The organism is Paenarthrobacter sp. NEAU-H11 (genome assembly GCF_050573415.1).
GTDB lineage: Bacteria > Actinomycetota > Actinomycetes > Actinomycetales > Micrococcaceae > Arthrobacter.
This window is the reverse complement of sequence record NZ_JBNZGA010000001.1, coordinates 359,308-379,893: the sequence shown is the minus strand read 5'-3', so window position 1 is coordinate 379,893 and position 20,586 is coordinate 359,308. Positions and strand designations below refer to the sequence as shown.

Below are 20,586 nucleotides of genomic sequence, written 5' to 3'. Positions count from 1 at the left end.
ATGACCCCCTCAGCTGTTTCCCTTTCGATGCCCACCATCCCGCGTCGGCGCCGGTCACCTGAGGAAGTAGCTGCCGCAGCCCCGGTGCCGGGAACCAAGAAGGTGCTGCTCGCTGCTCCCCGCGGTTACTGCGCCGGCGTTGACCGTGCCGTCATCGCCGTGGAGAAGGCCCTGGAGCACTACGGACCGCCGGTCTATGTGCGGAAGCAGATCGTCCACAACGTGCACGTGGTCAGCTCTTTGGAGGAACAGGGAGCCATCTTCGTCGACGAGACAGACGAAGTGCCCGAGGGTGCCCTGGTCATTTTCTCCGCACACGGCGTCTCCCCGGCCGTGGTCCAGTCTGCCGAGGACCGCGGCCTGCGCACGATCGACGCCACCTGCCCCCTCGTTACCAAGGTGCATAAGGAGGCCGTCCGGTTTGCCAAGGACGATTTCGACATCCTGCTGATCGGCCATGACGGCCATGAGGAAGTGGAAGGCACGGCCGGCGAAGCACCGGAACACATCCAGATCATCAATGGTCCCCACGAGGTGGACAAGGTGACGGTCCGGGACCCGGAAAAGGTCATCTGGCTCTCGCAGACCACCCTGAGCGTTGACGAAACCATGGAGACGGTCCGGTTGCTCAAGCAGCGGTTTCCCACCCTGCAGGATCCGCCCAGCGACGACATCTGCTATGCCACCACCAACCGGCAGGTGGCCATCAAGAAGATCTCGCCGCAGGCAGACCTGGTCATCGTGGTGGGCTCGGCCAACTCCTCAAACTCCGTCCGTCTGGTGGAGGTGGCCCTCGAGTACGGGGCGAAGGCGTCGTACCGGGTCGATTTCGCCAACGAGGTCGACGAAACCTGGTTTGAAGGGGTTGCCACCGTGGGCGTGACGTCTGGAGCGTCCGTCCCGGAAGTGCTGGTGCAGGAGGTGCTGCGCCTGCTGGCCGACTACGGCTACGGAACCGTGGAGGAAGTCGTCACGGCGGAGGAAGACCTGCTCTTCTCGCTGCCCAAGGAACTCCGTGCCACCCTCAAGCAGGCCGGCGACGTCAGCCGCGCGCTCGGCGGGCGCCGGGCGCGCAGCTGATCACCGGGAAGCCCGCTGTTCACGCGGCTTCGTCATCGCTTTGGAGTTCCGGTGCAGCAAGGGCGCGCGGGGTGGCTTCCACCACCGGCGGCGCGGCAAGTCCGGACTCTTCCAGTGAGTTCAGTTTCCGGGCGGTAGGAAGGACACGCGCTTCCAGCGTCCCCACCATGGCGTTGTAGCGGTCCACGGATGACTTCAGCGACGACCCGAGTTTGGTGACGTTCTCGCCCAGGGTTCCCATCCGGTCGTACAGCTGCCGCGCCAGTTCGAACAGCTCCCGCGCACTGTCTGTCAGGACATCCTGACGCCACGTGAATGCCACCGACTTCAAGACGGCCAGGAGCGTGCTGGGCGAGGCCAGGACAACGTTCTTCGAGAGTGCGTGGTCAAGGAGGCCGGCATCGGCCATGAGGGCCGCGGCGAGAATTGACTCAGCCGGGATGAAGCAGATCACCAGTTCCGGGGAGTTGCCGGGAATGTCCCAGTACTTCTTATTGCCCAGGGAATCCACGTGTGCCCGCAGCGCTTTGGCATGGGCCTGCAGCAGCGCCTGCTGGCTGCGGTGGCCGTTGCTTGGGGCCGGACCGGCGGGGAAGGCGCTGGAACCACCCGCGGTGCGGACGTCCGGGGCCAGTTCCTGGGCTTCCAGGTAGGAGGACAGCGGAACCTTGGCGTCGACCACCAGCTGCTTTTCACCGGGCAGCTGCACCACCAGGTCCGGCCGCACGCTGGAATCGCCCCCGGGACTGTGGACCTGTTCCACGAAGTCCACGTGCCGGAGCATCCCGGACACTTCCACCACGCGCCGCAGCTGGACTTCGCCCCACTGCCCCCGCGCGCTGTTGGACCGGAGTGCGGACTCCAGCGCATGGGTGGAACGGATCAGCTGTTCATCCGAGAGCCGGGCTTCCTGAAGCTGCTGGGCAAGCTGGCCGTACTGTTCCACCCGGTCACGCTCAAGCAGCGCAACCTGCTGCTGAACGGCCGTCAGTTTCTCCGCCACCGGGGCAAGCGCCCGCAGCACGCTGCCGTCCTGGGACCTGGCTTCACCCAACTCCCTGTTCTGTGCCGCCAAAAGGCGCCGCTCGGCGTCGGCCGCGGCGAACTGCGCACTGACCTCTGAAAGCCGGGACGATACGGCGTCGAAATCCTCCTCCAGGCCCTTGGCGCTTCTCCGAAGCACAAAGAACGCAGCCGCCGCACCCGCGAAGGCGCCCAGCAGCAGCATAAACAAAGCAAGAATTAAGGCGAAAGCATCCATGCCCTCACTGTCGCACGGGGCTGTGACATTTTGCCGAAGCGACATTTCCCCTGGCGTGCACAGGGCTCCCCGGCCGTTACTGTGCGTGGACGCCCTGCGGGTAGAATCAATACTCGTGGCTCTTACTATTGGCATCGTCGGACTGCCCAACGTCGGCAAATCAACTCTCTTCAACGCACTCACCCGCAACCAGGTCCTGGCCGCGAACTACCCGTTCGCCACCATCGAACCCAACGTCGGCGTCGTGAACCTGCCCGACCCCCGCCTTCAGAAGCTGGCCGATATCTTCGGCTCGCAGCGCCTGCTGCCCGCGCCGGTGTCCTTCGTGGACATTGCCGGCATCGTCAAGGGCGCGTCCGAGGGTGAGGGCCTCGGTAACAAGTTCCTGGCCAACATCCGCGAGGCCGAAGCTATCGCCCAGGTGGTGCGCGTGTTCGATGACCCGGATGTCATCCACGTGGACGGCAAGGTGGACCCCCGTTCCGACATGGAAACCATCAACACCGAACTGATCCTCGCCGATCTGCAGACCATCGAGAACGCCATTCCGCGGATCGAAAAGGAAGTCAAGATCAAGAAGCGGGAGGCTGCCGAGCTTGCCGCCATCAAGGCAGCCCAGGTGGTCCTGGAGCGCGGCGACACCATTTTCTCTTCGATTAAGAGCGACAAGCTGGAAATGGAACACCTCAAGGAGCTCGGCCTCCTGACGGCCAAGCCGTTCATTTACGTCTTCAACGCCGACGAAGCCATCCTGGGCAGCCCGGAAAAGCAGGAAGAACTGCGGGCCATGGTTGCCCCGGCCGACGCCGTTTTCCTTGACGCCAAGCTCGAAGCCGACCTCGTGGAGCTCGATGAGGAAGAGGCCCGCGAAATGCTGGAGATGAACGGCCAGGACGAATCCGGCCTGGACCAGTTGGCGCGCGTCGGTTTCCACACCCTGGGATTGCAGACCTACCTCACGGCAGGCCCCAAGGAAACCCGTGCCTGGACCATCCGTCAGGGGGATACTGCACCGCAGGCAGCAGGGGTAATCCACTCCGACTTCCAGCGCGGATTCATCAAGGCCGAGGTGGTGTCCTTCAACGACCTCATCGAGGCCGGATCCATGGCTGAGGCCAAGGCCCGCGGTAAGGTCAGGATTGAGGGCAAGGAATACGTCATGGCCGACGGCGACGTTGTGGAGTTCCGCTTCAACGTCTGATCCGGCGGACGCCTTATCCTGAATAAAGGGCGTGATCCTGGCGATTCCAGGAGCCCCTCCCGCAGAAGCAAACAAGGAGGCGGCATGCCGGTCAGGCGTCTGATGCAGTACATCACCGCGGCGGTCGCGGCTGCCATGGTCCTGTCGGGCTGCTCCGGCAGTCAAGGCAGCGCACCCGTGGTGGTGGGGGAGGCCAAACGCGGCGGCAGCGTCACCGTCGCTGAGGTCAACGCCTTCTCGTCCTTCAACCCGTACAGTGCGGACGGGAACACCGATATCAACTCCAAAATCGGCCACATCACCCATTCGGGCTTCTACTACCTCGATGATGCCGCCAAGGTGGTGCGGAACGAAAAGTTTGGGCGCTTCGAGAAGGTTTCGGACCAGCCGCTCAAGGTGCGGTATACCGTCAACGAGGGCGTCACGTGGTCCGACGGCGAAGCGATCGACGCCGGCGACCTCCTTCTCAGCTGGGCCGCGGGTTCGGGGTATTTTGACGATGCCGACCCCCTGGCGGGGACGGGCACCAAGTACTTTTCGACCGCCTCCGACACCAGCGGCCTCGCTGGCACCGTGCTCCCCGAAATCGGGGCGGACGGCCGGTCCATCACCCTGGAGTACACCGTGCCCTTCGCCGACTGGGAAGTGGCGTTCGACGTCGGACTGCCGGCGCACGTGGTTGCAGCCAAAGGTGGCCTCAACGACGAAGAAGACCTGATCGACCTGATCAGGAACTCACCGCGCGGGGACGAGGAAAAGCCGGCCCTGAACGCACCGCTGAAGCAGGTCAGCGACTTCTGGAACTCCGGATTCGACTCCAAGGGCCTTCCCGGGGATCCTGCCGTGTTCCTTTCCAGCGGCCCGTACATCGTGCGTGAGATCATCCCGGAAGTCTCCATGAAACTCGTCCGGAACCGTGACTACGTCTGGGGGCAGGAACCATGGCTGGATGAAATCAACGTGCGCTTCACCGGCTCCGTTCCTACGGCAGTCGATGCGCTCCGGAACAGCCAGGCCGACATCATTTCCCCGCAGCCTTCCGCCGACACCGAGGAGCTCCTTGCAGGACTGGCTGGCCAGGGCATCACCATTGAACGGTACAACCAGTCCGGCTACGACCACCTGGACCTCAACTTCTCCGGGCCTTTCCTGGACGACAACGTCCGCCGCGCGTTTCTCAAAGCGGTTCCCCGGCAGGCCATCGTCGACGCCGTGGTGGGGGACCTGCTGCCGGACGCGAAGCCTTTGGATTCCCACGTTTTCCTGCCTGCCCAGCCCAAGTACAACGACACCGTGAAGAACAACGGCTCGGCCGATTACGCCGAAGTCGACATCGAAGGGGCGAAGGCGCTCCTGGAGGGCGAAACCCCCACCGTCCGGATCCTGTACAACCGCGACAACCCCAACCGCGCCAAAGCGTTTGCCCTGATCCGCGACTCGGCAGCGCGGGCAGGGTTCCAGGTGGTTGACGGCGGGCAGGCAAGTGCGGACTGGGCACGGTCACTCGGGGGCGGGGGTTACGATGCCGCGCTGCTCGGATGGATCGGCACGGGTGCAGGCGTCAGCCGTGTCCCCCAAATCTTCCGCACCGGCGCGGGCAGCAACTTCAACGGTTTCTCCGACGGCGACGCGGACAAGGCGATGGAGCAGCTTGCCGGAACAACCGATCTGGGCAAGCAGGATGAACTCCTGGCGGAGATCGACAGGCAGATCTGGGAGAGCGCCTATGGTCTCCCGCTGTACCAGACGATTGGTACCACTGCCTTCAACGCCCGGGTTGCCGGCGTCAAGACCAGTTCAGGTCCGTTGGGCATCTGGTGGAACGTGTGGGATTGGCGGCTGGCCAACCCGTCATGACGCCGGAGCGCGGGAGAGGCAGCTCCCGGTTGTCCCGATTCGCCGCCGCGGCTACCGGCGAGTAGCATGTGACGTGCACAACTTCTGTTGACCGACTAAGCGTTCAGGGCTGGCCGGTCACGGTTTGGCAACGGAGTACCAGTATCTGGACTTCGTGCAGTTAGGCTACTCGTATATGTAGGCTGCGTCACAGCGGACAGCTGGGTCTCGCCTGCGGGGGAGCACAAGATTCCCCCTCGTTATCTCCCACAACTCATAGGAGGCGGAATGCGTTTTACGCGCACTTCCAAAGCACTGGGCATAGTGGCAATAGCCGCGCTTGCCCTGACCGGCTGCGGCGCTGGAGGCGGCAGCACTGACGGAGCCAGCAACGCCGCCGGCGACCCGAACAAGGTCATCACTGCCTACAGCAACGAACCACAAAATCCGTTGCTGCCGGCGAACACGAACGAAGTCTACGGCGGCCGCGTCGTCGAGCTTCTGTTCGAAGGCCTGCGGACCTACGACGCTGATGGCAAGCCGGTGAACGCGCTGGCAGAATCCATCGAGTCGCCTGATGCCCAGAACTGGACCATCAAGATCAAGCAGGGCCAGAAGTTCACGAACGGTGAAGAGATCACGGCCAAGACGTTCGTGGATTCCTGGAACTTCGCGGCGAACTCGAAGAACCTGCAGAACAACGGGTTCTTCTTTGAATCCATCGCCGGCTATGAGGAAGTCTCGGCGGTTACCAAAGAGAAGTCTGCGGACGGCAAGACCACCACCACTCCCGCACCCACCGCGGAAACTATGTCCGGCCTCGAAGCCAAGGACGACTCCACCCTTACCGTCAAGCTGGCCCAGCCCGAAGCTGACTGGTCCTTGCGACTCGGCTACTCCGCCTTCTTCCCGCTTCCCTCCGCTGCGCTGGCAGACCCGAAGGCATTCGGCGAGAACCCGGTAGGCAACGGCCCGTACAAGATGGAGAAAGAAGGCGCCTGGGTTCACGACCAGTCCATCTCCCTCGTGAAGAACCCGGACTACAGCGGTCCCCGCGAGTCGAAGAACGGTGGCGTGACGTTCAAGTTCTACACGGATCCGGGCCCCGCGTACACCGACCTGCAGTCGGACAACCTGGACGTAACCGACGTCCTCCCGTCGAATGCGCTTAAGACGTACGTTTCGGACTTCCCGGACCGCAATGCCACCAAGCCCGTTGCCACCAACTCCACCCTGAACATCCCGGGTTACAACCCGAACTTCCAGGGTGAAGCCGGCAAGCTCCGCCGCCAGGCACTCTCCTACGCCATCAACCGCGAGGAGATCGCCAAGGTTGTCTTCAACGGCACCCGCACCCCGGCCAAGGCATTCGCCCCGCCGGTCATTGACGGATTCAAGGAAGGCCTCAAGGGCAGCGAAGTCCTGAAGTTCGACGCCGCAAAGGCCAAGGACCTCTGGGCACAGGCTGACAAGATCCAGCCGTACGACAATTCCAAGCCGCTGCAGATCGCATCCAACACCGATGGCGGCAACAAGGAATGGATCGACGCCGTAGCTAACGGCTTCAAGAACAACCTGGGAATCCAGGCTGAAATCCAGCCCTTCGCCAAGTTTGCTGAGGTCCTGAACCTGCGCAAGTCCCAGTCCCTCCCGGGCCTGAGCCGCGCCGGCTGGCAGGGCGACTACCCGTCGCTCTACAACTTCCTGGGGCCGGTCTGGGCCACGGGCGCATCCTCCAACTACGAGAAGTACTCGAACCCCGAGTTCGACAAGCTGCTCAAGGAGGGCCTGGCAGCCAAGACCACGGATGAGGCCAACGCCAAGTTCAACGCGGCACAGGAGATCCTCTTCGAGGACCTTCCCGGCCTGCCGCTCTGGGACCAGGCACGGCCGATCGTGTGGAGCAACAACGTCGCCAAGGCTGAAACCGGCTGGAACGGCAGCATCCTTTACTACGGCATCACCGCAAAGTAGTCCCAGAACTAACTTGTCGGTAAGCACATGGGGGTCCGGCTACCGCCGGGCCCCCATTGGCTTGCACGGCAGGAAGGCACCAATGAACCTGTTTTCTTCCCAACCGGAAGGCTGGTGATCCGGTGGTCCGCTTTATTCTGCGCCGACTCCTTCAAGTGATCCCCGTCTTCATCGGCACCACCCTTTTGGTCTATTACATGGTGTTCGCCCTCCCGGGTGACCCTATCGCTGCGCTTTTCGGGGACCGTCAGCCTCCGCAGGCCGTCATCGACACGCTGCGCAGCCAGTACCACCTTGATGAGCCGTTCTGGGTCCAGTACGGCCTGTTCCTCAAGAACCTCTTTACGTTCAACCTTGGCAACGACTTCACCGGCCAGCCCATTGCGGCAAGCCTGGCCCGCGTCTTCCCGGTCACCGCGATGCTGGCCGTTGAGGCCTTGGCTATCCAGGCGATCTTCGGCGTGGCATTCGGTGTTTTCGCAGGCCTGCGCCGCGGCGGCTGGTTCGACTCCACCGTCCTGGTGGCGTCGCTCGTGGTCATCGCCGTGCCCACATTCGTCCTGGGCTTCGTCTTCCAGCTCGTCTTCGGCGTCAAGCTCGGATGGGCGAAACCCACCGTCGGCGCCAACGCCGACTGGGGGAGCCTGCTGCTGCCCGCCATTGTCCTGGGCCTGGTGTCCTTCGCTTATGTCCTCCGCCTCACCCGCGCCTCGGTCAGCGAAAACATGAATGCCGACTACGTGCGCACTGCCACTGCCAAGGGCCTGTCGCGGCCCCGCGTGGTCCTGGCCCATATCCTGCGCAACTCCCTGATTCCCGTGGTGACCTACCTCGGTGCCAACCTCGGCGGCCTCATGGGTGGCGCGATCGTGACGGAGGGTATCTTCAACGTGCCCGGCGTCGGCAACAAGCTCTACCAGGCGGTCCTCCGCAGCGAGGGTCCCACCATCGTTTCCATCGTCAGCGTGCTGGTGCTGGTCTTCGTAGTGGCCAACCTGCTTGTCGATCTCCTTTACGCCTGGCTTGACCCGAGGATCCGCTATGACCAGTAATAACAGCCACTTTGTGGCGCCCATCGACGAAACCCCGTTGCTGGCAACGGATGCCGTAAAGACTGACCAGGCCCCGCTCAGCCTGTGGTCCGACGCCTGGCGCAAGCTCCGCCGTCGTCCGCTGTTCATCATTTCCGCGCTGCTGATCGTGATGCTGACCGTGATAGCGCTGTTCCCCGGACTCTTTACCTCCGTGGCTCCCAACGAGGGCTGCGAACTGGCCAATTCCGAGGGCGGACCCATGGCCGGCCACCCCTTTGGTTTCACTTTCCAGGGCTGCGACGTGTACTCCCGCGTCATCCACGGGACCCAGGCCTCGCTGTCAGTGGGCCTTCTCTCCGTGCTGTGCGTCCTGGTCATCGGTGTCACCATCGGTGCCCTGGCCGGTTACTACGGCGGCTGGATCGACGCCGTGCTCGCACGCCTGGGTGACATCTTCTTCGCCCTGCCGCTGATCCTTGGCGCGCTGGTCATCACCCAGCTTCCCATGTTCCGCGAGAACAGGGGCGTCTGGACGGTGGTCTTTGTCATCTCGCTGCTGGCGTGGCCGCAGATGGCACGCATCACGCGCGGTGCCGTCATTGAGGTACGCAACGCTGACTTCGTCACTGCGGCGCGGGCCCTGGGCGTCTCCAAATTCGGGGCCCTTGTGCGGCACGTACTGCCGAACGCCCTCGCGCCGATCATCGTCCTTGCCACGCTGGAACTCGGCGTGTTCATCGTGGCCGAAGCCACGCTGTCCTTCCTGGGTATCGGCCTGCCGCAAAGCATCATGTCCTGGGGCAATGACATCGCCGGCGCCCAGGCGTCCATTCGAACCAGGCCGGAAATCATGCTGTATCCGGCCGCGGCCCTGTCCATCACGGTCCTGAGCTTCATCATGCTGGGCGATGCTGTACGTGACGCCCTCGATCCCAAGAGCCGTCAGCGATGAGAGATAACGAGATGACCACTCCACAAATCCGCATCGACGAGGCCGGCGCCACCGGCGTCCAGCCGCTGCTGGAAATCCGCGACCTGGCCATTACGTTCAAGACCGGCGGCGGGGACATCCAGGCAGTCCGGAATGCGCACCTGAGCATCATGCCCGGTGAGACCGTCGCCATCGTGGGGGAGTCGGGTTCCGGCAAGTCCACGACGGCGCTGGCGGCCATCGGGCTGCTGCCCAATAACGGCCGTGTGTCCGGTGGCCAGATCCTGCTGGACGGTGAGGACATTGCCCACGCCACCGAGCAGCGGATGATCGAACTGCGCGGCAACACCATCGGCATGGTGCCGCAGGATCCCATGTCCAACCTCAACCCCGTCTGGAAAATCGGCTACCAGGTCAAGGAGACCCTGCGCGCCAACGGCAGGCCGAGCGGGCCGGAGGACATTGCCAAGGTACTTGCCGAAGCCGGCCTCCCGGATGCGCACAGGCGTGCCAACCAGTATCCGCATGAGTTCTCCGGCGGTATGCGGCAGCGCGCCCTCATTGCCATCGGCCTCTCCTGCCAGCCGCGGCTGCTCATTGCCGACGAGCCGACTTCGGCGCTGGATGTGACCGTGCAGCGGCAGATCCTCGACCATCTGGACACCATGACCACGGAACTGGGCACGTCGGTACTGCTGATCACGCACGACCTGGGCCTGGCTGCGGAACGGGCGGACAAGGTCGTGGTGATGTACCAGGGACAGGTCGTGGAAGCAGGGCCCTCCCTGGAACTGCTGCGAAACCCCCGGCACCCTTACACCAAGAGGCTTGTCGAATCCGCACCTTCCCTCGCCAGCCGGCGGATCCAGGCTGCCAAGGAACAGGGCGTGGAAACGGCCGATCTCCTGGCCCCGGCCGCAGAGGCGGCAAAGGCAGACAATGTTCTGCAGATCCAGGACCTGCGCAAGGTCTACAAGCTCCGGCAGGGTTTCGGGAGAGCTTCGGACTTCGCCGCCGTTGACGGTGTGAGCTTCGACGTCAAACGCGGAACCACGACGGCGATCGTGGGGGAATCGGGTTCCGGCAAGTCCACAGTGGCCAAGATGGTGCTCCAGCTGGAGAAGCCGACCGAGGGCAGGATTCTGTTCGATGGCGTGGACACGTCAGGTCTGAAGCCGGCGGAACTCTTCAAGTTCCGCCGCCGGGTCCAGCCCATTTTCCAGGATCCATACGGTTCCCTGGACCCCATGTACAACATCTTCCGCACTATTGAAGAACCGTTGCGCGTCCACAAGATCGGCGACAAAGCCAGCCGTGAGAAAAAGGTCCGGGAACTCCTGGACCAGGTGGCCCTTCCGCAGTCGGCCATGCAGCGCTACCCCAACGAGCTGTCCGGCGGCCAGCGGCAGCGCGTGGCCATCGCCCGTGCACTGGCGCTGGATCCGGAAGTGATCATCTGTGACGAAGCGGTGTCCGCCCTCGACGTCCTGGTCCAGGCGCAGGTGCTGAACCTGCTGGCGGACCTGCAATCCAAACTCGGACTGACGTACCTCTTCATCACGCACGACCTTGCGGTGGTGCGCCAGATCGCGGATCACGTCTGTGTCATGGAAAAGGGGCGGCTGGTGGAGACCGGATCCACGGACGACGTCTTCGAATCGCCGCAGCAGGAGTACACCAAGGCCCTGCTCAATGCCATTCCCGGTGCCAAGCTGATGTTGCCGCCGGAAGTGGCCTAGCGACGCGGCACCAACGCGCGACGGCCGGCGCCGGGGTATTGGACTCCGGCGCCGGCCGTTGCTGTTTTCAGTCCTGGCCCGCGCCTGCGCCTCCGGTGCGGGCATCCAGGAGCGGGGCAACGTCCGCCGTCGGCGTTCGCTCCAGGCCCAGTTCGCGGAGGCGGCGCTCAAGGAGCGTACCCAGCGCCCGGCGGCCCCCCGGGTTCATGTGCACGGAGTCCGCGAGATCCTGGACCAGGCCGTATTTGGTCAGCCAGTCACCCACGGCTACGAAGGGCAGGCCGTGGTCCGCCGCCACGGATCCCAGCAGGGCGTCCACCTCGCTTCGCCGGCCTCCGCCATGGCCTTCGCCGCGGGCCAGAGTCCCGATCATCGCCAGGCGCGTGCCCGGGTACCGCCTTTGGAGCTCCCCGATCAGCCGCTCAGCGTTGGCAACGATGTCGCTGTCACTGGCTCCGCTGGTGGCATCGTTGCCGCCGCCCTGCACCACGATCAGCGCGGGCGTGCCGGCCGGGAGCAGCCAGTCGCCGCGCAGGAGCGCATCGATGTAGTTGCCCGTGGCACCCTTCGACGTGACAAAACCGGTGCCGCCCCTGCCGCAGAAGTACACCCGGTATCCCGCAGCGGCCAGGCCCAGCCGCGGCCAGCCGTCGGCCGGCTCCGATTGCGAATCGCCGATCAGGAGGACGGTCCTGCCGATCTCCGGGACCACCGCCTCAAGCCGGCCGTTGCCGGGGTTGAGGACACGCGAAACGGCAGGCGCCGCGTCCACCAGGGCCGGACCCTCGCCGGACTGGGCGGGCAAGGCGCAGCCGGAGAGGACAATGGCGCCTGCCACGGCGATAACCGCAACGGCGGCCGCCGCGGTACGGCGGCGGTACCGGGCCGCAGCGGCCAAGGCATTTCGCATCTGTTGTCTTTCCCGCTTGCGCTGTATGTCAGAGCAATCATGTGGCATCGCCGCCGGATCCGCCAGTGATTTTGCCCACAAATAAACATCGTGGCGCGGCGGTTGGCTGGCCACCGGATCCGCGGTCGGCGGAAAAATTTAGGCCAATAAAAGGCACACCGGCTAGACTTGGGGAAGGTGCCCTGTGCTAAGGGCCTGATCCGTCGTGCGTTCCAGTTGGAAATGTCGCGATACATTACAGCTGACCCACTGAATCGAGCAATAACGCATGTCTGAAACCACCACCAACATTGCGGTAGCCACTGCATCGCGCAGTGACCTGCGCAACGTCGCGATTGTGGCCCACGTTGACCACGGCAAGACCACCCTGGTCGACGCCATGCTCAAGCAGACCAACTCCTTTGCCGAGCACAACCACCTCGAAGACCGCGTCATGGACTCCGGTGACCTGGAGCGCGAAAAGGGCATCACCATCCTCGCCAAGAACACCACGGTGGCCTACAACGGTCCGTCCTCCCACGGCGAAACCATCACCATCAACGTCATCGACACCCCGGGCCACGCCGACTTCGGCGGCGAGGTGGAACGCGGCCTGTCCATGGTTGACGGCGTCGTACTCCTCGTTGATGCCTCTGAGGGCCCGCTGCCCCAGACCCGCTTCGTGCTGCGCAAGGCCCTCGCCGCACACCTTCCCGTGATCCTGCTGGTCAACAAGACCGACCGTCCCGATGCCCGCATCGACGAAGTGGTCCACGAGTCCATGGACCTGCTCCTGGGCCTGGCCTCCGACCTTGCCGATGAGGTGCCGGACCTGGACCTGGACAAGGTCCTGGAAGTTCCGGTTGTCTACGCTGCCGCCAAGGTTGGCCGCGCGTCGCTGGAGCAGCCCGCCAACGGTGCAGCCCCGGACAACGAGGACCTTGAGCCGCTGTTCAAGACCATCATCGAGCACATCCCGGCTCCCACCTACAACCCCGACGGTGTCCTGCAGGCGCACGTCACCAACCTGGACGCGTCCCCGTTCCTGGGCCGCCTGGCGCTGCTGCGCATCTACAACGGCACCCTGCGCAAGGGCCAGACAGTTGCCTGGGCCCGCGCCAACGGTGAACTCAAGAACGTCAAGATCACCGAGCTCCTGGCCACCAAGGCGCTGGACCGCGTGCCGGCAGAATCCGCCGGACCGGGCGAGATCGTCGCTGTCGCCGGCATCGAGGAAATCACCATCGGTGAGACGCTGACCGATGCCGAGAACCCGCAGCCGCTGCCGCTGATCACCGTGGACGATCCCGCCATCTCCATGACCATCGGTATCAACACCTCGCCGCTGGCCGGCAAGGTCAAGGGCGCCAAGGTCACGGCCCGCCAGGTGAAGGACCGCCTGGACAAGGAACTGATTGGTAACGTCTCCATCAAGGTTCTGCCCACCGAGCGTCCCGACGCCTGGGAAGTCCAGGGCCGTGGCGAGCTCGCCCTTGCAATCCTGGTTGAGCAGATGCGCCGCGAAGGCTTCGAGCTGACCGTAGGCAAGCCGCAGGTGGTCACCAAGACCATCGACGGCAAGGTCCACGAGCCGATGGAGCACATGACCATCGACGTGCCGGAAGAGTACCTCGGCGCCGTCACGCAGCTCATGGCAGCCCGCAAGGGCCGCATGACCAACATGGCCAACCACGGCACCGGCTGGTGCCGGATGGAGTTCATCGTTCCGGCCCGTGGCCTGATCGGTTTCCGCACCAAGTTCCTCACGGACACCCGTGGCGCCGGCATCGCAGCCTCCATTTCCGAGGGCTACGAGCCTTGGGCCGGCCCCATCGAGTACCGGACCAACGGTTCGATGATCGCTGACCGCGCCGGCGTCGTGACTCCGTTCGCCATGATCAACCTGCAGGAACGCGGCTCCTTCTTCGTGAAGCCCACGTCCGAGGTCTACGAGGGCATGATCGTGGGCGAGAACTCCCGCGCCGACGACATGGACGTCAACATCACCAAGGAAAAGAAGCTCACCAACATGCGTGCAGCCTCCTCCGACACCTTCGAGAACCTGACGCCGCCGCGCGACCTCACCCTCGAAGAGTCCCTGGAATTCGCCCGCGAGGACGAGTGCGTCGAGGTCACCCCGGAAGCCATCCGCATCCGCAAGGTCATCCTGGACACCAACGAGCGTGCCAAGGCCAACCGCGCCCGCGCCAAGGTCTAGCAACCAACTCTAGTTTCTTCCACAGAATGCCACCGGCCCCGTGCCGGTGGCATTCTGCGTTCCCCCCTGCGCAGTCATATCCGGGTTCGGCGCGCAGGGGCAGTCCCCGTACACTGACCGGTGCCTTCACCGCACCCGGCGGTTTTCCACATGGCCGGCACGGGCCCTGGGTCGGACTCCTCGGACCGGACAGCATGCACCCATGCGAACTGTCATTGATGCATTGGCGGCATTGGGGGGAGTCGCCAGCGCAAGCTCACTCAGGCAAGCCGGAGTTCCCCGCCGCCTCATTGAAGCCGGTGTGCTTGACGCCTCCGTCCAGAGGGTTGCCAGGGGAATGTACGCGCTGCCGCAGGCAGAACCCGTGCTCATCCATGCCGGCCGCCATTACGCGGTTCCGGGCTGTGTCACGGCCGCCTTGGCAGCGGGGCTGTGGGTAGTCAGGGAACCGGAGAAACCGCATCTGGCCGCCCGGCACGGGAGGCCAGTTCCGGGCTGCGTGGTCCATCGAAGCAGCCTTCCGTTGACGCCCTTGGATTTTGTGTGCCAATCCCTCCGCTGCCTGCCGCCGCTTGAGGCGCTGACCATCGCGGAATCTGCGGTGAAGAAGGGGGTGGTTCAACTTCCGGCGTTGAGGGAACGCTTTCCAGCGGCGCGGGAGAAGAGCGTTCTTGCACTTGTGGGCAGAATCCGGCCGCAATCGGGTTCCATCATTGAAACGATGGCCCGGTACCTGCTGGAAGAAGCGGGGCTGACAGTCGAACTTCAGGTCAATATTCCGGGGATGGGCCACCTGGATCTTCTTGTGGACGGACTGCTGGGCATCGAGACGGATGGCTACACCCACCACAGCAGCCGCGCAGCGTACCGGGAGGACAGGCGGCGCTGGAACGTTACCGTTGTCCGGGGCGTTCCCACCCTTCGCGTGACGTTCGAGATGCTGCTCGCCGAACCCAAGAAGTTCGTGCACATGGTGCATCAGGCACTCGCGACGTACCGCCCTGCGCAGTGAAGCCCGGGTTCGCTGCGCGGGGACTGTCCCTGCGCAGCGTGGGCCGCCCTAGGCGCGCGGCCGGCGCCGCTCCGGCGCCGGTGGCACTTCTTTGGCAGCCACCACCAGGTCCAAGGGAATGACGACGTCGGCCTGCCGGGTGCGGATGGTGCACGCACCGGCGTCGCAGGCCAGGAGGTGCCCGAGGGCATCCGTGAGCCCGTCCTCGATGCGGTAGCGCACCACAACCCTCGTTCCAGGCGTTGCGGTGGAGAGGAACCCGGAAGGAGCGGGTATAGGCTGACTCACCAGTTCATACTAGGTGCCCGGCTAGGTTCGCGGGAACGGGCTGGGAGATAATAGGCTCAGATGTCAAGAGTCCGGCCGCAGTTGCCGGATGCAAGAACCGGCGGGTTGCCGGAACCAACGTGGAGAGGCCAGGGACGTGACGTACGTAATCGCGCAGCCGTGTGTAGATGTCAAGGACAAGGCATGTATTGAGGAATGCCCCGTCGACTGCATCTACGAAGGTGAGCGTTCGCTGTACATCCATCCGGACGAGTGCGTGGACTGCGGCGCCTGTGAACCGGTCTGCCCGGTTGAAGCCATTTACTACGAGGATGACACCCCGGAGGAATGGGCGGACTACTACAAGGCCAACGTCGAGTTCTTTGATGACCTCGGTTCCCCCGGAGGTGCCGCGAAGATCGGCAACACGGGCAAGGACCACCCGATGATCGCCGCGCTGCCGCCGCAGAACCAAGACCACTGACCCGGGCAGGGACCGTGACCGCAGCAGCAAGAACCTTTGGCCTGGACCTGCCTGACTACCCGTGGGAGGCCATGGCGCCGTATGTCGCCAAGGCCGGGCAGCACCCGGACGGGGCGGTCAATCTGTCCATTGGCACCCCGGTTGACCCCACCCCCGCCCTGATCCAGGATGCGCTGAAGGCGGCCGCCGACGCCCCGGGGTACCCCACCGTCCATGGCACCCCGGCCCTCCGTGAAGCGATTGCCGGGTGGTTTGAGCGGCGCCGCGGCGTTACCGGCCTCGATCCCCGCAACATCATGCCCACCGTGGGCTCCAAGGAACTCGTGGCATGGCTGCCGCTCCTGCTGGGGCTTAAGCCCGGAGACGTCGTCGTGCGCCCGAAGGTGGCATACCCTACCTATGACATCGGGGCCACCCTCGCCGGAGCCGCGTCCGTGGCGACCGACAACCTGGATGAACTCGACGACGAGACGCGGGCGCGGGTACGGCTCATCTGGGTCAACTCGCCCGGCAACCCCACAGGCAGCGTCCGGGGCGTCGAATCCCTGAAAGCGCTCGTGGAACAGGCCCGTGGGCTGGGCGCCGTGGTGGCCTCGGACGAATGCTACGCCGAGCTGGGGTGGGGCGATTGGGACGTCCAGCGCGGCGGCCAGGCCGTTCCCAGTATCCTGGACCCCCGGGTCGCGGGAGGCTCCCATCGGGGGCTCCTGGCCGTCTACTCCCTCAGCAAGCAGTCCAACGTGGCAGGTTACCGTGCAGCGTTTGTGGCCGGAGATCCTGACTTGATGCCCAACCTGGTCAACAGCCGCAAGCACGCAGGCATGATTGTCCCGTACCCGGTCCAGGAGGCCATGCGCGTAGCGCTTGGAGACGACGCCCACGTTGAGGCGCAGAAGGACCTGTACCGCGGACGCCGCGATCGGCTGGTCCCGGCCCTGCTGGACTTCGGCCTGGAGATCAAGGATTCCGACGCCGGACTGTACCTTTGGTCCACGGCGGGGGAGAGCACGTGGGACACAGTGGCACGGCTGGCTGAGCGCGGCATCGTTGTGGGCCCCGGGGTTTTCTACGGCGAGGCGGGCAACGGCTACATCCGCGTGGCTTTGACGGGTTCGGACGAGCGCATCGACGCCGCAGTGTCACGTCTGGCAGCGGCGCGGCAATAAAACAGCACCGTAACAATGGTGTGACTCGCGCCACAAGAGCCCTATTTTAGGGGCTTCAGCCACGTCTTGGATTAGTGACACCCGCCAAGGAGCGGGTACTTTTTAAGTGACTATCAATGGTGGCCCTCTACAAGAAGGCAGCCCGGGTGTTGGAACCTGTGTTCTCAGGGTCAGTGCGCGGCTCACCTGATGTTGGATCAAGCTTTCGACAGAGGCCCAGAAGCCTCATGAAGGGGACTCCATGACTGAGACCAACAACGCAGCGACCCTGCTCCACGCAGGAGGCGAGCTTAAGCTCCCGCGCATCCAGGTTATTGAAGGGAACGAAGGCTACGACGTTTCCAAGCTGCTGAAGCAGACGGGCGCAGTCACCTTCGACCCCGGCTTCATGAACACCGCAGCCACCACCTCGGCCATCACCTACATCGATGGCGATGCGGGCATCCTGCGGTACCGCGGATACCCCATCGAGCAGCTGGCGCAGCACTCCAGCTTCCTCGAAGTGTCCTACCTGCTGATCTACGGCAACCTGCCCACGCCCACGGAACTGGACACGTTCGACCAGAAGATCCGGCGGCACACCCTGCTGCATGAGGAGCTCAAGGGCTTCTTCGGCGGCTTCCCCCGCGACGCGCACCCCATGCCCGTCCTGTCCTCGGCCGTATCCGCGCTGTCCACGTTCTACCAGGACTCGCTGGACCCGTTCAATGCAGAACAGGTGGAAGTTTCCACAATCCGCCTCATGGCCAAGCTCCCGGTCATCGCGGCGTACGCGCACAAGAAGTCCATCGGCCAGCCCATGCTGTACCCGGACAACTCCCACAACCTTGTGGAGAACTTCCTGCGCCTCAGCTTCGGGCTTCCGGCGGAGCAGTACGAGGTGGACCCGGTCGTCGCGAAGGCACTGGACCTGCTGCTCATCCTGCACGCGGACCACGAGCAGAACTGCTCCACCTCCACGGTGCGGCTGGTGGGTTCCTCCAACGCCAACCTCTTCGCCTCAGTGTCCGCAGGCATCAACGCGCTCTTTGGCCCCGCCCACGGCGGCGCCAACGAGGCCGTGCTCAAGATGCTTCGCCAGATCCAGGCCGACGGCACCAAGCCCGAGGACTACATGGAGAAGGTCAAGAACAAGGAAGACGGCGTCCGCCTCATGGGCTTCGGGCACCGCGTCTACAAGAACTACGATCCGCGCGCCAAGATCGTCAAGGCCACGGCCCACGAGATCCTCACCAAGCTCGGCGGCAACGACGAACTGCTGGACATCGCCCTCCGCCTGGAAGAGAAGGCGCTGAACGATGACTACTTCATCCAGCGCAAGCTCTACCCGAACGTGGACTTCTACACCGGCCTGATCTACAAGGCCATGGGGTTCCCGGAGAAGATGTTCACGGTCCTGTTCGCCATCGGCCGCCTTCCGGGCTGGATTGCCCAGTGGCGCGAAATGATCAGCGACCCCAACACCAAGATCGGCCGCCCCCGCCAGCTCTACATCGGTGAGCCCGAGCGCGACTACCCGGTCCGCTAGTCCCCACTCCCTCGCCGGTGCGGGCCTGCCCACCGCCTCCTGTACGCCGCCGCCCGCCCACGGTCCTGTGTGGGGGGCCCGACGTCGTTAATCCCATCGAGTGCTCCGCAGTTGTCGTTTAGGCGTCCCAAAACGACAACTGCGGAGCAATCGGTGGGCAGGTCAGGAGGCGTAGCCCTGGGGGTTGTTTTTCTGCCAGCGCCAGTGGTCCTCGCACATCTGGTCCACTGTCTTGGTGGTAGACCAGCTGAGGTCGGCCAGGGCGGAGGTTGCGTCGGCCCAGAATGCCGGGAGGTCGCCGGCGCGGCGGCCGGTGATCTCATAGGGGATGGGCCTGCCCACAGCCTTTTCGAACGAGCGGAGGACTTCCAGGACGGAGGAGCCCTTGCCGGAGCCCAGGTTCCAGCGGAACACGCCGGCGCGGTCCGCCACGTGGTTCAGTGCGGCCACGTGGCCTTCGGCAAGGTCGACGACGTGGATGTAGTCGCGCAGGCATGTGCCGTCGGGGGTGTCATAGTCGCCGCCGAACACCATGAGCTTTTCGCGGCGGCCCACGGCCACCTGGGCGATGAACGGAACCAGGTTGTTGGGGATCCCTTGGGGGTCCTCGCCGATCCGGCCGGAGGGGTGGGCGCCCACCGGGTTGAAGTAGCGCAGCAGGGCAATGTGCCAGCGGGTGTCGGCTGACCCGAGGTCCGAGAGGATGTCCTCGATCTGCTCCTTGGTGCGGCCGTAGGGGTTGTTGGCCCCGATCTCCATCTTTTCGACATAGGGGATGGGGTTGTGTTCGCCGTAGACGGTGGCAGAGGAGCTGAAGACGATGGACCGGACATCGTGGCGGTCCATCACCCGGATGAGGTTCAGGGTCCCTACCAGGTTGTTGTAGTAGTACTTGAGCGGCTCACGGACGGACTCGCCCACGGCTTTCAGCCCTGCAAAGTGGATCACGGCGTCAATGGCGCCGGCGGCGAAGACCTTTTCGACGGCGGCCTCGTCCACGAGGTCGACGTTATGGAACTCGGCAGTCTTCCCGCTGAGTTCGGCTACCCGCCGGAGGGACTCTTCACTGGAGTTGACCAGGTTGTCGATGACCACGACGTCATGGCCGGCTTCCTGCAGGGACAAAACAGTGTGGGAACCAATGTAGCCGGTGCCTCCGGTGACGAGAATTTTCATGCCTCAACGCTATCCCAACAACACGTGCCGCCGCCGCTGCGTCCCGGATGCCGGGCAAGAAGGACAGTGCCCGAAGTGCGGCCGCACGGCATGCCGCGCCCCGCGGAAGAACACATCCGTGCTAAATAGAAGTAGTGCCCAAAATCGTAGATGCCGAAGCCCGGCGCCAGGACGTGGTCGAAGCCGTTCTCCGGATCATCGCAGGTGACGGGCTGGAGCGGGCCTCGCTGCGGGAAGTGGCCGATGAGGCCGGGCTGGCTGTCGGTTCCGTCCGGCACTACTTCTCCGGGAGCGAGGAACTGCTCTCCTTCTCCTTCGCAGTGGTAGTGGACCGCATCGTGGGCCGCCTTGGAGCATCCCTGCCTGCGGTACACGATGCAGTGCCCGGTTCCCCAGAGCACCGCGAGGCAGTGTTAACCCTGCTGTGCGGAATCCTGCCCCTGGATGAGCAGCGGGCGCTGGAGGCGTGCGCCTGGATGGCGTTCAAGAATGCTGCACGGGTCAGGCCGTTCCTTGCCGCTGAGGCAGACCGGAGCCACCGCGAGGTGGCTGTCATCGCGGGGCGGGTGGTTAGTGCCCTAATGCCGCAGGACGAGCCGCAGGACAGCCTCGTGCTGGAGGCGGAGCGCCTCCTGGCGACGCTCGACGGGCTGTGCATGCATGCGCTGCTGCAACCCGGATGGATGACCCGCGAAATGTGCGTTGACGTCCTGGAACGGCACCTCGACGGGATGTGATGCCAGCCACTAACGTGGGCATTGAGGGGAATACACTGATTAGCAGGGGGCGC

General features: G+C 64.3%; 17 protein-coding genes. 13 read left to right on the top strand and 4 right to left on the bottom strand.

All coding sequences use genetic code 11. From position 1 onward, the window contains the following. Window positions 1-1,080: a 4-hydroxy-3-methylbut-2-enyl diphosphate reductase gene (locus tag ACQ3DC_RS01725; RefSeq protein ID WP_157241683.1), complete on the top strand. Its 1,080-nt coding sequence runs from the start codon at window positions 1-3 to the stop codon at window positions 1,078-1,080. A 19-nt stretch (window positions 1,081-1,099) separates the two neighbouring features. Here the strand turns inward: ACQ3DC_RS01725 and ACQ3DC_RS01720 are convergent, their stop codons facing one another. After that, entirely contained in the window at window positions 1,100-2,341 is a 1,242-nt protein-coding gene (locus ACQ3DC_RS01720) for a DNA recombination protein RmuC (RefSeq protein ID WP_430751389.1), read from the bottom strand. Between the two features lie 115 nt (window positions 2,342-2,456). Between ACQ3DC_RS01720 and ychF the strand changes: the two genes are divergently transcribed. From ychF to ACQ3DC_RS01690, 6 genes are all read left to right on the top strand, one after another. After that, a complete protein-coding gene (gene ychF / locus ACQ3DC_RS01715) occupies window positions 2,457-3,542 on the top strand; it encodes a redox-regulated ATPase YchF (RefSeq protein ID WP_321214003.1) in 1,086 nt (361 codons plus the stop codon). Between the two features lie 84 nt (window positions 3,543-3,626). Beyond that, entirely contained in the window at window positions 3,627-5,399 is a 1,773-nt protein-coding gene (locus ACQ3DC_RS01710; protein WP_321214002.1) for an ABC transporter family substrate-binding protein, read from the top strand. A 267-nt stretch (window positions 5,400-5,666) separates the two neighbouring features. Further along, window positions 5,667-7,352 carry a peptide ABC transporter substrate-binding protein gene (locus ACQ3DC_RS01705; protein WP_157241686.1) on the top strand — a complete coding sequence of 562 codons (1,686 nt, stop codon included), beginning with the start codon at window positions 5,667-5,669 and terminating at the stop codon, window positions 7,350-7,352. Between the two features lie 122 nt (window positions 7,353-7,474). Next, window positions 7,475-8,404, top strand: coding sequence for an ABC transporter permease (locus tag ACQ3DC_RS01700; RefSeq protein WP_321214001.1), 930 nt, complete (start codon window positions 7,475-7,477; stop codon window positions 8,402-8,404). Then, window positions 8,394-9,338, top strand: a complete 945-nt coding sequence (locus tag ACQ3DC_RS01695; RefSeq protein WP_157241687.1) for an ABC transporter permease — start codon at window positions 8,394-8,396, stop codon at window positions 9,336-9,338. The genes ACQ3DC_RS01700 and ACQ3DC_RS01695 overlap by 11 nt, the downstream gene beginning before the upstream one ends. An 11-nt stretch (window positions 9,339-9,349) precedes the next feature. Next, complete coding sequence (locus ACQ3DC_RS01690) at window positions 9,350-11,056, top strand: ABC transporter ATP-binding protein (protein ID WP_430751388.1); 1,707 nt, start codon at window positions 9,350-9,352, stop codon at window positions 11,054-11,056. 67 nt (window positions 11,057-11,123) lie between these two features. Here the strand turns inward: ACQ3DC_RS01690 and ACQ3DC_RS01685 are convergent, their stop codons facing one another. After that, window positions 11,124-11,966, bottom strand: coding sequence for an SGNH/GDSL hydrolase family protein (locus tag ACQ3DC_RS01685; RefSeq protein WP_157241689.1), 843 nt, complete (start codon window positions 11,964-11,966; stop codon window positions 11,124-11,126). 268 nt (window positions 11,967-12,234) lie between these two features. On the opposite strand from ACQ3DC_RS01685, the gene typA reads away from it, so the two are divergent. Next, a complete protein-coding gene (typA, locus tag ACQ3DC_RS01680; protein WP_157241690.1) occupies window positions 12,235-14,163 on the top strand; it encodes a translational GTPase TypA in 1,929 nt (642 codons plus the stop codon). Window positions 14,164-14,365: 202 nt separating this feature from the next. Further along, window positions 14,366-15,175, top strand: a complete 810-nt coding sequence (locus tag ACQ3DC_RS01675) for a hypothetical protein (RefSeq protein ID WP_157241691.1) — start codon at window positions 14,366-14,368, stop codon at window positions 15,173-15,175. A gap of 48 nt (window positions 15,176-15,223) precedes the next feature. Here ACQ3DC_RS01675 and ACQ3DC_RS01670 read toward each other — a convergent pair whose 3' ends face one another. Further along, window positions 15,224-15,463 (bottom strand): hypothetical protein, encoded by a 240-nt coding sequence (locus tag ACQ3DC_RS01670; protein ID WP_321213997.1) that lies wholly within the window; start codon window positions 15,461-15,463, stop codon window positions 15,224-15,226. 136 nt (window positions 15,464-15,599) lie between these two features. Here ACQ3DC_RS01670 and fdxA point away from each other — a divergent pair, with 136 nt between their 5' ends. The 3 genes from fdxA (at window position 15,600) to ACQ3DC_RS01655 (ending at window position 18,620) form a co-directional block, all read left to right on the top strand. Next, entirely contained in the window at window positions 15,600-15,926 is a 327-nt protein-coding gene (gene fdxA / locus ACQ3DC_RS01665) for a ferredoxin (RefSeq protein WP_013601705.1), read from the top strand. 14 nt (window positions 15,927-15,940) lie between these two features. Then, complete coding sequence (dapC, locus tag ACQ3DC_RS01660; RefSeq protein ID WP_321213996.1) at window positions 15,941-17,092, top strand: succinyldiaminopimelate transaminase; 1,152 nt, start codon at window positions 15,941-15,943, stop codon at window positions 17,090-17,092. 241 nt (window positions 17,093-17,333) lie between these two features. Further along, on the top strand, window positions 17,334-18,620 hold the full coding sequence (locus tag ACQ3DC_RS01655; protein ID WP_157241694.1) for a citrate synthase: 1,287 nt from the start codon (window positions 17,334-17,336) through the stop codon (window positions 18,618-18,620). 162 nt (window positions 18,621-18,782) lie between these two features. On the opposite strand, the gene galE is transcribed toward ACQ3DC_RS01655, so the two are convergent. After that, window positions 18,783-19,796 carry a UDP-glucose 4-epimerase GalE gene (gene galE, locus ACQ3DC_RS01650; RefSeq protein WP_157241695.1) on the bottom strand — a complete coding sequence of 338 codons (1,014 nt, stop codon included), beginning with the start codon at window positions 19,794-19,796 and terminating at the stop codon, window positions 18,783-18,785. A 134-nt stretch (window positions 19,797-19,930) separates the two neighbouring features. Between galE and ACQ3DC_RS01645 the strand changes: the two genes are divergently transcribed. Further along, entirely contained in the window at window positions 19,931-20,533 is a 603-nt protein-coding gene (locus tag ACQ3DC_RS01645) for a TetR/AcrR family transcriptional regulator (protein WP_430751387.1), read from the top strand. Window positions 20,534-20,586 lie beyond the last annotated feature (53 nt).